This window comes from Streptomyces sp. URMC 126 (assembly GCF_051386555.1).
Classification (GTDB): domain Bacteria; phylum Actinomycetota; class Actinomycetes; order Streptomycetales; family Streptomycetaceae; genus Streptomyces.
This window is the reverse complement of sequence record NZ_JBPQTX010000242.1, coordinates 1-10,841: the sequence shown is the minus strand read 5'-3', so window position 1 is coordinate 10,841 and position 10,841 is coordinate 1. Positions and strand designations below refer to the sequence as shown.

Below are 10,841 nucleotides of genomic sequence, written 5' to 3'. Positions count from 1 at the left end.
GTCCCCCCTGCACCTCATGGGACGCACCATCACCGCAGGTCACGCCGTGGGACGTCCCACGAGCACCCCAACTCCCTGCGAACACTGGTCCGGCGTGGGCCGGCCCGCCAGAGTCGGCGGTGCTCAGCGGACGGTGCGGACGGATCGCGCCGTCCTTCCGAACCACGGGGGAAGGAACCCGAATGACCCACGCACGCAAGCGCGTCGCCCTGACCGCCGCGACCGCCGTCCTCGGCGGCGTCCTGGCCGCGGCCCCGGCCATGGCCGCCCCGGCCGCCACGCCCGCCCCGGCCGCCGCCGCCCCCGCCGCGCGGACGGCCGGCGCCCAGGGCGACGCGGCGCTGAAGACCACCTGGGTCCGCGTCTGGGGCCCGGCGAAGATCTCGGCCTCCTACCTCAACTCGCACGGCAAGAAGTGGCAGTCGCAGAACTACACCATGCCCCGGCCCGCCAACTCGGCCCGGGTCAAGCTCCAGTGCTGGAACAACGGCGACGGCGGCAAGGCCCGGGTGCGGATCAAGGACATGACCACCGGGAAGATCCTCGCCAGCAGCGGGTTCCGGCCGTGCGACTGGAAGCCGTACTACGCCACGAGCAACTACGCCACGGGCCACCAGCTGCGGGTGCTGCTGGACGCCAAGGGCAAGGCGCACACCACCGACGTCACGGCGTACCGCGGGTACTGAGCCCGTCCGGTGTGACCGGGCCGCTGTGACCGGGCCGCCGGTCCCCTGTGGCGCGGGGGACCGGCGGCCCTCCGGAGGCCGCTAGCCCAGCTCCAGGCTGGTCACCGCGAACACCCGGTCCGCCGGCGTCCCGGGGACCGGTCCCGCGTACATGCGGACGGAGTGCCAGTCCGAGGTCAGGCCGCGCCCTTCGGCGAGGGCGGAGGCCGCCGCGTTCGGCTCGGGCATGTCCAGGCACACCCGCTCGTCGGGGCCGAGGTGCGCGGTGAGCGCGTCGAACAGGGCCTCGGCGTCCTCGCGGGTGTCGGCGAAGAGCGGGCCGATCCGGTGGCCCTCGTGCGCGGGGCGGATCAGGCCGTAGCCGGTGACGCGCCCGTCGCGCACCAGCACCCGGGCGGTGCGCTCCGGGCCGTCGAGCCAGCGGGCGAGGAAGGCGCGGCGCTCGGCGGGGAAGCACTTCCGGTCGTAGGCGACGACGGCGTCCAGGCGGTCCGCGGTCAGGGGGTGGACGCCGGCCGCCGTGCCGCCGGACCGGGCCGGGCGGCCCGTCCAGCGCAGGGTGCGGCAGGCGGAGACGAAGCCGGAGCGCTTGTACGTCTCCTCCTGCTCCGGCACGGCGTCCAGGCCGACCGTCCGGGTGCCGGCGTGCGGGAAGGCCGCGCGCCAGGTGGCCAGGCCGAGGCCGCGGCCGCGCAGGTCCGGGGCGACCAGGTAGAAGCCCAGGAAGGCGTAGTCCGGCCCGTGGTTGACGACCGATATCGCGGTGGCGATCCGCCCGTCGAGCCGGCCGGTGAAGAAGCCGTCCGGATCGGTGGGGAGGAAGCGGTCCGCGTCGCCGAGGCCGGGGTTCCAGCCTTCCTCGGTGGCCCACGCCACGACCTGCCGCCAGTCCTCCGCCGAGGCGGTGGTGACGGCGAGGTCGGCTGCGTCGATGGGGTGCATGGTGCTGGGGTTCCTTTCACGGGTGGACGAGGGATGGGCTACGGGTGGAGTACGTCGGGAGGCATACCCCACGGGGGGCGCTATCGGCCCCGCGGGCCGTGGGGTCAGATGAGGTCCATCGCCGCGACCTCGTCCGGACTGCCGTAACTGACCGGGCCCTTGAAGCGCCGCCGGGCGGACGCGAACCACCACACCGTGGCGATCAGCAGGACCACGCCCAGGGCGATCGGCGCGTAGTTGAAGGACTCGGCGGTGATCGGGGACGCCTGCGGCAGCATGAACAGCAGGTTGCTGATCACGATCCAGGCGACGGCGACGAAGGCCACCGGCCGCCCGAACCGGCCGAGGTTCCATGGGCCGGGCTCGAACTCCTTCAGCCGCAGCCGCAGGAAGATGGGCACCCCGTAGGCGAGGAAGAGCCCCACCACGTTGACGCTGACGACGGCCGTGAACGCGACGTGCGACCACCAGCCGGGGATGACGAGCACCAGGGCGCAGGCCGCCGCCAGCCACACGGCCTTGACGGGGGTGCGGGTGCGCTCCGAGACGGAGTGCCACAGCCGGGAGCCGGGCATGGCGCCGTCACGGGAGAAGGCGAAGATCTGCCGGGTGTTGCTGGTCATGTTGGCCAGCCCGCAGAAGAGCATCGCGCCGATGACGAGCAGCAGGAGCAGCTTGGCCGTGGTCAGCCCGAGCGCGTCGATGAGGATCTGCACCGGCGGGGCGGAGGCGGCGGCCTCGGCGGCGTAGTCGCGCACGGCGTACACCAGGGCGAGCATCAGGACGAGGCCGGTAAGGGCGGAGCAGCCGATGGCCCGGATGATGCCGCGCGGCGCGTTGACCGTGGCGCGGACGGTCTCCTCCGACATGTGGAAGCTGCCGTCGAAGCCCGTGAACGTCCAACTCGTCACCAGCAGGCCGAGCATGCCCGCGTAGACGGCGTTCGAGAAGCCGGTGTTGTTGACGAAGTGGGTGGCGAAGGACGCCGACTGGTGCTCGGAGGGCACCGCGATCAGGCAGGTGACGATGACCACCAGGCCGATCAGCAGCCACCACACGGAGATCCGGTTGACGATGGCGACCAGCCGCACGGTGTAGGTGTTGGCCAGGGCCTGGATCAGCAGGATGACGGCGGTGATGCCGACGGTCTGCTGGGCCGTCGGTGCGTACGAGGGCCACTGCAGGGCAACGAACGACTGGATGAAGGTGGCGGCGGCGTAGTCCGTGGCGGCGGTGCCGCCCACCTGCCCGATGAAGTTGAGCCAGCCCGTGTACCAGGACCAGGCGCCCTGGTGCCGCTTGGCCAGCTTGCCCGCGGAGAAGTAGAGCGCGCCGCTGGTCGGGTAGGCGGAGGCGATCTCGGCCATCGAGGCGCCGACGAACAGCACCATGACCGAGACCCCGATCCAGCCGAAGATCAGGATCCGGGGGCCGCCGGCGTTCATGCCGAAGCCGAAGGAGGAGAAGATCCCGGACAGGATGTTGATGATGGTGAAGGAGATGGCGAAATTGTCGAACGCCCGGAATCTCCGCGTGAGTTTGCGCGGATAGCCCATGGCGTGCAGCGTCGCGTCGTCGTCCATCGCGACGTGGGCGGCCTGCCGGTGGGCTCGGGCGTGAGCGGGGGAGAAGGACTCCGACACGGACAGCGGCTTTCTGCGAGGGGACGGGGAACGGGCCGGACGCCGGGCGGCTCACGCGGCGTCCGGTGGTGCGGTGGTGCCGGTGGTGCGGGGTGGCGCGGGTGGTGCGGCCCGGCGGCCGGTCAGGGCGAGCCGGGCGCCGGCAGTCCACACCGCCGGCGGGCCTTGCTGAGCTGTTCCTCGGGGCTGCCGAAGGCGCTCCACGGCATGCGGGACGCGTAGGGGCCCATGGTGGTGAAGACGGTCCGGGCCTCGTCGAGGCAGCCGGCCATGTAGAGCGCGTGCGCCAGGTAGGCGAGGTCGAGGACGGGCGTGAACCGGTACCCGGGCACCTCGGGCAGCCACCGCGCGTAGACCTCCAGCGCGAGCGTCTTCCAGCGGCGCTGGCCCCAGACGCGGTCCGCGAAGGGGTCGGCGCGCGGGTCGTAATCCTCCACCAGCGTCACCAACGGCAGGAGGCGCAACGGGGAGTTGGCGGGCGCGCGGTTGGCCAGGAACTCCGCGACGTCCCAGCGGGCGCTCGCCGAACCGCCGTGCCGGGCGAAGTAGAAGGAGAGGAAGCGGTGGTGCGCCTCCCGGTTCCACGGGTCCAGCGTCAGGGCCCGGGAGAACAGCGACCACGGACCGGACGGCGCGGTGAGCATCCCCGGGGGAGCGGGGTCGCGGACCCGTCCGGTGCGGGCCAGCGCCAGCCGGGCCACCCAGGGGGTGGGGTCCTTGGGCGCCATCTGCGCTGCCTGGTCGCAGGCCGCCTCGGCGATCCGGAGCAGGGACGCGGTCCTGCGGTCCCGGGTGTCCGCCATGCGCAACGCCCGTAACATCGCCACCCGGGCCCACAACAGGGCGGCGTCCGGGCCCGGTTCCTCGGCCAGCCAGCGCTCCGCGAGATCCGAGTCCGCGGCCATCGAGGCGAGGACCAGGGACCGGTGCGCCCGGGTGGCGAAGTCGTCCCGCACGTCGTGCAGGATCGCGTGGGCACTGTGGTAGCGGCCCGCCTGCACCTCGACGCACGCCTGGGCCAACTCGTGGTCGTCGGCGGCCGGATGCCACACGTACCGACCTTCGAACGAGCCAGCGACCATGCTCACCTGCCACCCTGTCGCAACACATCGGGACGCGCCCCGACCGGGCGCACCTCACCGGAACCGCGCAACTCGCCCGTGTCCGGACGGCGTCCGGATCCGCGCGTGGTCGGACGCTCACCGGCCGTGAACCCCACCCTACTCAGGACCACCACGTCCCGAGAGGCATCCGGACGATCCAATCCCGCATACTTTCGATTTTTGTCACCTCCGTATTCTGGCGGAGGGTAACCGGAATGAAACCTTCCGTAAGACTTTACGTTGGGCCGATGCACAAAACGGCCGTGCCGAACGCCATTACCGGCGAAGGGGAAGAGAGCGCGCCACCGCGACGCCTCCCCGTGCGGCACGGCGGACTCGGCAGCGGCCCGCCGCGCCCGGTACATGATCGAAACGACCGGAGGGACCACCAGTTCCGTGAACCCACATCACACGGCCGACCTGTTGAGCGCGGCGGTCTTCGCACGCGTCTTCGGCAGTGACGCCCTCGCCCTGCTGCGCCGCGCCGCCGCCGCCGGTGTCCGCATCGGCATCAGCGAACTGCGCCGCGGCCCCCGCGGGCGGCGGGGAGGCGAGAGGTGACGGCACCCTCCCGAGCCAGTACGTTTCCCGTGACCGGACTGCCCGCCGACTACCGGGCGTTCCACCAGCTCTACCGCGCCGCCTACGTGCACTGGGCCGAGCTCTACCTCGGCAACCGCCACGACGCGGAGGAGGCCGTCGACCAGGCCTTCGAGGACCTGTACTTCACCTGGACCGAGGTCCTGAGAACCGAGAACCCCAACGCCTACGCCTGGGCCGTGGTCAGACACCGGACGATCGACTGCGCCCGGGCGCGCGGCCGGCGCCCCACCGTCATCGACACCGCCGCCTTCGAGACCACCGCCCTGCGGCACGCCGTCGACCCCATCGGCGAACTGGAGCAGAGCCTGTCCGTCTACAAGGCGATCTGCGCCCTGCCGGCGCGCCAGCACGACGTCATCGTCCTGCACTACTGCCTCGGCTACAGCGTCCGGGAGACCGCCGACATCATGGGCATCACCGAGGGCGGGGTGCGCTCCACCGCCCGGCACGCCCGCCACCGCCTGCACGACGCGCTCGGACTGGAGAGAGAAGAGGAGCACCGGTGACCGGAACACTCGACCACGTGCTGGCCAAGGCCCGGCTCGACCCGTGCCCCTACCCGAGCGCGGAGGTCGAGCGGGCCGAGGCCCGGCTCGCCGTCCGGCTCACCGAGCGCATGTGGCACGGCGCGCTGTACTTCGACGACCAGATGGAGCCCGCGCGCACCGCCGCCGTACGCGCCGCCCAGCGCAACTACCTGCCCCACCGCGCCTTTTACCGCCAGTTGCGCAGCCTCTGCAAGACCGTCGTCGCCCACGACCTCCACAAGCTCGGCACCCTCCTCGCCGACCGCCTCCTCGAACCCGAGGGCGCCCTCGTCCTCGGCTGCGTCCTCCAGCTCGCCGACCGCGAGGACAGCGCCCGCTTCTGGTGGCAGTTCGGCGCCGGCGCCGACGACACCGGCGCCGCCTGCTGCCTCTACCTGCACCACATGGCGCTCGGCGAGCGGCGGGAGGCCGAACTGTGGCGGCGGCAGGCGGGGCTGGAGGCGCTGATGCCGGAGACTCCGGAGGAGATCGACCGGAACGACCTCAACATGGCGCTGCAGATGCTCGACGGGCTGCGGGAGGGGGAGGGGTTCTCGCCGGCGGCGACGGCGGTCATCGCGTATGTGCCCGACGCGCTCGGCTTCGTCGAGGAGGTCGATCTGCCGCTCCCGCAGCCGGACTTCCCGGAGCGGATCGGGGAGTTGACGGCGGCTTGTTGAGCCCCGCGCCCTCACGGTCAAGGCGGTGACGGCCGGGCAGTCGATCAGGTGGAAGTGGTCAGCCCCGGTGGGCGGTGTTCACGCCGGCGAGCGGTTTCGCGGCGGTTTCCGGTGACCGGTGGGGGCCGTCCCTTCGGCCGCGGTGAGACGGATGTGCGGGCGTGCGACAGAAGTTTGCACGCGAGGCACTGATCTCCGGCCGGCCGTTTTGACCGTCCGCTCATCACACCGGTACCTCTCATGGCCCGGCGGGGTGCCCTCGCCGGTCATGACAGGAGTCACCATGGACAACCCGCCGAACCAGCACCGGGAAAGGGAGTGCGGACGGGCCCGGCGCGCCCCGTCCGTCTCCCGCCCCCGGACCGTCGCGCACACCTGCGCCCTGCTCGCCGCCGGCCTTCTCGCCACGAGCCTCCTCGGCGGTCAGGCCGCCACCCCCGCCCGGGCCGCCGCCCCCCAGCACGGCCGGAAGATGTTCGACAAGGCCTATGGCGTCGCCCAGCCCTGGAAGGTGCCCAAGGGCGTCACGGCGGTCACCATCTCGGTCTGGAGCGGTGGCGGCGGTGGCGGCAGCGCGGGCGGCTTCATCAAGTGCCACCTCGACGGGCTGAGGGCCGGCAGGACTCTGTACGTCCGGCCGGGCATCGGTCTCCCCAGTGGTGAGCAAGGGGCGGGCGGCAGCGCCGGCGGGCCGGGCAAGGGAGGCGGCAGCACCTTCGGCGGCGGCACCAACGGGAGCAGCGGTGGTGCCGGCGGTGACGGTCGGGACTCTTCCGTCTTCGTGGACGTCTACACGTCCCGTGTGCGGGACGCGAACAATCACACGCTCGTCTCCGCACCGCGGGGGGCGAACGGCGGGCCGGGCAAGGGGGGTGTCCGCGGAGGAGGCGGTGAGGGCGGCTACAACGGGGAGTACAGCAGCGGCTATCCCGGTAAGGGCGGCAGCGAGACGGTCGGCGGGCTGGGAGGGGCCGGCGGCCGATTCCAGGCAGAGGACGGGTTCGTCTGCCAGACCCCCCAGGGAAAGCCTGCCCTTCCCGTCGAGGTCGTGGACGGCGCGAGCGGAAGCGGCGGAAAGGCCGGGGGCCGCGGCATTTTCGGTGGTCACGGCAAGGATGGCGGCTACGGAGGGTCGGCGTTCTCCGGTGGTTCGAGCGGTGCCGGGAGCGGCGGCGGGCGTGGCGCGCACGGCCGGCGCTACGGCAGCGGGGGGCACGGCGGCAGTGGCGGTCACGGCGGCCACGGAGGGAGCGGGGGTGATGGCGGCAGCGGCCAGTCCAAGCACAATCAGCACGTCGAGGACGGCCACGCGGGCAGTCCGGGCCAGGCCGGCACCCCAGGCAAAAACGGCCATGACGGCGCCGTTCTCATCGAATGGTGACCGGCTTCCCCGGAGCGGATCGGTGACCACCAGCCCGTCCGGCGTTTGAGGACAACCGCGCGGAGCGCGGTTTCGGGGGTGCGGGGGGGGGGGCCCCCCCACCCCCCCCCCCCCCCCCCCCCCCCCCCCCCCCCCCCCCCAAGAAACGGGAAGGGGAGGGACCGGGGCGCGGCCCGCCGCGGGCGCTACCCCAGCGCCCGCAACCCCGGCACGAAGGTGACGAGCACCGGCACGAACGGAACGAACGCCGCCGCGGCGCTCAACCGAAGCCGGTGAGCCGTGCTCAGCCGAGGCCCCGGCGCCAGCAGCCGGTCCACCCGGCGGGGCACCTGGGCGGTGTGGGCCGAGCAAGGGTCGAACACCCCGCGGTCCTCGTTGAGTTCGACGAGCGCGAGCGCCGTCGTCAGCCGGCCGAACCGCCGCGACGCGACATCATCGGCGGCCAGCTCCACCAGGTGGTGCACCCGGTCCCGGAACGCGGCGAACACCGGCACCTGCGGAAAGCCGTTGGCCAGCGCGGACGAGCAGTGCAACAGCCAGTCGTGGCGCGCCCGGACGTGACCCTGCTCGTGGGCGAGAAGCGCGTCGAGCTGGGAGTCGTCGAGGCGGCGCAGCGCCCCGGTGGTGATGACGAGCCGCGGCGTGGGGCCGCCGCGCAGCAGCCACGCGTCCGGCCGGTCGCACTCCAGCAGCACCAGCCGCTCGCCGTCCGGCTCCTCGCCGGGCAGCCGGGGCGAGCGGACGAGGAGGTCGGCCCGGCGTTGCCGGCGCCGGGCGCGGGCGCCGCGGATCTCCCGGGTGAGCATGGCGGCCGTCCAGACCGCCCCGCAGGCGAGCGCGACGGCCAGGGGCGCGGCCAACGCGCCGTACCCGCCGAGGGCGTAGGCCTCGACGACGGCGCTCGGCGCGGGGGCGAAGACGTTGCCGCGCACGGCCTCCCAGGCCGCGGCGGCGCTCAGGGCCATGGCGAGCGCGCAGCACAGCAGCACGGCCGCGACCACGCACTGCCACACCCAGAGGGCCAGCACCGGTTCACGGTCGGGCCAGTCGGTGCGGGCCAGAACGCGGGGCGCCAGCAGCGCGAGCAGCGCGCCGAGGGCCAGCAGCGCGAGTGGGACGAGCATGGGTGTGCCTTCCCTCGGATCCGTCCACGGCAGCGTGGAGTCCTGTGGGTCCAGTCCTGGGGTGAGAGTAGTGGACCTACGTATCCCCGTGCAGTGGCAGGGCCCACGGCGCTGTGGCGCGAACGCGGGACCAGGGCGCCCCGCCCGTTCCTCACATCGTCAGCAGCATCACCAGCATCCCTATCCCCATGGAAACCCGGCAGGCGCCGGTCAGTTCGAACCGGCCGCGCGCCAACGGCGGCGCCGCCGTACCCGGGGACGCGCCGCCGGGGGACGCCGCCCCCGGAGCCACCCCGGGAGCCGCTCCCGAAGCGGCGCCCGATGCCGCGCCCGACGTCGCACCCGTGGTCGTCCCCGCCACCGGCACCGGGACGATCGCGGCGAGCGTCCGCACCACGTACACCGCGAAGTAGACCAGCAGCAGTCCGGTCAACAGCGGTGTCCCGGCCGGGTGATGACCGGCACCGTGCCCGCCGCCGTCCCCGTGGCCCCCCGCGGACGTACCGGCCATGGCCAGCGCCATGTACACCATCGCGAACGACCCCACCGCGTGATGCAGCCGGTGGGGGTCGGCGCCGCGCCGGGCCGCGACGAGCGCGTGCACCCCCACGGCCCCGAACAGCACGGCGAACGCCACCGCCCCCCACGGCCGCTCCGCCGGCATCGTGACCGGGGCCGCCATGGCCGCCATGCCGAGCCCCATCACCGCGTCGTCCCGGGCGGCCCGGCGCTCCCCCGCCGCGCCGGACCGGGCCCGGCGCAGGCAGTACGCGCCCGCCGCGGTGCCCACCACCACCAGCAGCCACCCGACCAGCGGTGGTCCGTGCACCCCACACCTCCCCGACGCGTGCTCCCCTGGGCAGAATGCCCGCGTCGGGGGGTTCGTACGGGAGCGCACGGGCGCATGCCGGGGGCATGGCGCGACCGCGACGCGCCCCGCGACGCGCCCGGGGCGGGCGCGGGGCGGCCGGGAGCGGGGGAGAGGGAGAACGGGCGCACCGCCGTCCCGCCCGAGCGGGTCAGACGCCGGGCCGGTACCGCATCGGGTGGTCCTCCGGCACCTCCACCACCGCGATGCGCACCCCGTCGGGATCGGCGATCCACATCTCGACCAGCCCCCACGGCATCCGCTCCGGGGGCCGCAGAATCCGCACCCCGCGCTCCCGGAGCTCCTCGTGGGCCGCCGCGACGTCGGCCACCTGCATCCACAGCTCCAGCCCCGGCGCCGGCGGCGACTCCGCGCGGCCCGAGACCTCCAGGAACCCGCCGCCCAGGAAATAGACGGTGCCGCGCTCCGGTCCCGTGCCGAACTCCCGGTAGACGGCGAGGCCCAACGCCCCGCCGTAGAACGCCCGTGAGCGTTCCGGATCGGTCGGCCTCAGCAACACCCTGCCGCTCAGTACGTGCACCATGCCGTCCGACTGTACGCATCCGCCTGCGGTTAGTCTCGGGAGCGACCGCACCGGACCCCGCCGACCCGCGGTTTCCCGCCGGACCTCAGGGGCCGAGCGGGCCGCGGGTCGCGCGGGGCCGGGAATTCCGGAAAGAAAGGACCCCCGGAACACCATGGAAGCCATGGAGACCGCCCGCCCCGCCCAGGACGGGCCGGTGATCCGCGCTGCGGCCGCCGCCGACGTCGCCGCCCTCGTCCCCCTCGTCGAGTCCGCCTACCGCGGGGACGCCAGCCGCGTCGGCTGGACCACGGAGGCGGACATCCTGGACGGTCAGCGCGTCGACGAGGACGGGGTCCTGGAGGTGGTCACCGCCGAGAACAGCCGGGTGCTGATGGCCGAGGACGCCGAGGGGCCCACCGCCTGCTGCCACATCGAACTCCGGGGCGAGTCCGCCTACTTCGGCATGTTCGCGGTGCGGCCCGCCCTGCAGGGCGCGGGTCTCGGCAGGGTGATGCTCGCCGAGGCCGAGCGGGTGGCGCGGGCCGAGTGGGGCGTACGGCAGATGCACATGACGGTGATCCGGCAGCGGGAGGAGCTGATCGCCTGGTACGAGCGGCGCGGCTACCGGCGCACCGGGCAGATGTTCCCGTTCCCGTACGGTGACGAGCGCTTCGGCATACCGCGCCGCGACGACCTGGAGTTCGAGCTGCTGGTGAAGCGCCTTCCGTAGGCCCGGGGGCCGGGCGACGGGGGGGCCG

Annotated in this window: 12 protein-coding genes; 6 read left to right on the top strand and 6 right to left on the bottom strand. The window is 73.5% G+C overall.

Features of this window, described 5'->3' with window-relative positions:
* Window positions 1-182: 182 nt before the first annotated feature.
* Entirely contained in the window at window positions 183-686 is a 504-nt protein-coding gene (locus tag ACSNOK_RS24670; protein ID WP_436782951.1) for a hypothetical protein, read from the top strand.
* Between the two features lie 81 nt (window positions 687-767).
* Here the strand turns inward: ACSNOK_RS24670 and ACSNOK_RS24665 are convergent, their stop codons facing one another.
* The 3 genes from ACSNOK_RS24665 to ACSNOK_RS24655 form a co-directional block, all read right to left on the bottom strand.
* On the bottom strand, window positions 768-1,628 hold the full coding sequence (locus ACSNOK_RS24665) for a GNAT family N-acetyltransferase (protein WP_436782950.1): 861 nt from the start codon (window positions 1,626-1,628) through the stop codon (window positions 768-770).
* 104 nt (window positions 1,629-1,732) lie between these two features.
* On the bottom strand, window positions 1,733-3,184 hold the full coding sequence (locus ACSNOK_RS24660) for an amino acid permease (protein ID WP_436782953.1): 1,452 nt from the start codon (window positions 3,182-3,184) through the stop codon (window positions 1,733-1,735).
* Between the two features lie 209 nt (window positions 3,185-3,393).
* Complete coding sequence (locus ACSNOK_RS24655; protein WP_436782952.1) at window positions 3,394-4,353, bottom strand: hypothetical protein; 960 nt, start codon at window positions 4,351-4,353, stop codon at window positions 3,394-3,396.
* A 417-nt stretch (window positions 4,354-4,770) separates the two neighbouring features.
* On the opposite strand from ACSNOK_RS24655, the gene ACSNOK_RS24650 reads away from it, so the two are divergent.
* From ACSNOK_RS24650 to ACSNOK_RS24635, 4 genes are all read left to right on the top strand, one after another.
* The gene (locus ACSNOK_RS24650) at window positions 4,771-4,935 is read left to right on the top strand and encodes a hypothetical protein (RefSeq protein ID WP_004938510.1); all 165 of its coding nucleotides are present in this window, start codon (window positions 4,771-4,773) and stop codon (window positions 4,933-4,935) included.
* Between the two features lie 29 nt (window positions 4,936-4,964).
* The gene (locus tag ACSNOK_RS24645) at window positions 4,965-5,483 is read left to right on the top strand and encodes an RNA polymerase sigma factor (protein ID WP_223770083.1); all 519 of its coding nucleotides are present in this window, start codon (window positions 4,965-4,967) and stop codon (window positions 5,481-5,483) included.
* Window positions 5,480-6,184, top strand: a complete 705-nt coding sequence (locus ACSNOK_RS24640; RefSeq protein ID WP_436782949.1) for a hypothetical protein — start codon at window positions 5,480-5,482, stop codon at window positions 6,182-6,184. Before ACSNOK_RS24645 ends, ACSNOK_RS24640 begins: the two co-directional genes overlap by 4 nt.
* 283 nt (window positions 6,185-6,467) lie before the next feature.
* On the top strand, window positions 6,468-7,565 hold the full coding sequence (locus ACSNOK_RS24635) for a hypothetical protein (protein WP_436782948.1): 1,098 nt from the start codon (window positions 6,468-6,470) through the stop codon (window positions 7,563-7,565).
* 185 nt (window positions 7,566-7,750) lie between these two features.
* Here the strand turns inward: ACSNOK_RS24635 and ACSNOK_RS24630 are convergent, their stop codons facing one another.
* The 3 genes from ACSNOK_RS24630 to ACSNOK_RS24620 all read right to left on the bottom strand — a co-directional run bounded on the left by ACSNOK_RS24630 (window position 7,751) and on the right by ACSNOK_RS24620 (window position 10,101).
* Window positions 7,751-8,689 carry a M56 family metallopeptidase gene (locus ACSNOK_RS24630; RefSeq protein ID WP_436782947.1) on the bottom strand — a complete coding sequence of 313 codons (939 nt, stop codon included), beginning with the start codon at window positions 8,687-8,689 and terminating at the stop codon, window positions 7,751-7,753.
* A gap of 151 nt (window positions 8,690-8,840) precedes the next feature.
* Complete coding sequence (locus tag ACSNOK_RS24625) at window positions 8,841-9,518, bottom strand: DUF5134 domain-containing protein (protein WP_436782946.1); 678 nt, start codon at window positions 9,516-9,518, stop codon at window positions 8,841-8,843.
* Between the two features lie 190 nt (window positions 9,519-9,708).
* Window positions 9,709-10,101 carry a VOC family protein gene (locus ACSNOK_RS24620; RefSeq protein WP_436782945.1) on the bottom strand — a complete coding sequence of 131 codons (393 nt, stop codon included), beginning with the start codon at window positions 10,099-10,101 and terminating at the stop codon, window positions 9,709-9,711.
* Window positions 10,102-10,264: 163 nt separating this feature from the next.
* Here ACSNOK_RS24620 and ACSNOK_RS24615 point away from each other — a divergent pair, with 163 nt between their 5' ends.
* Entirely contained in the window at window positions 10,265-10,813 is a 549-nt protein-coding gene (locus tag ACSNOK_RS24615; protein WP_436782944.1) for a GNAT family N-acetyltransferase, read from the top strand.
* The last annotated feature ends 28 nt before the right edge of the window (window positions 10,814-10,841 follow it).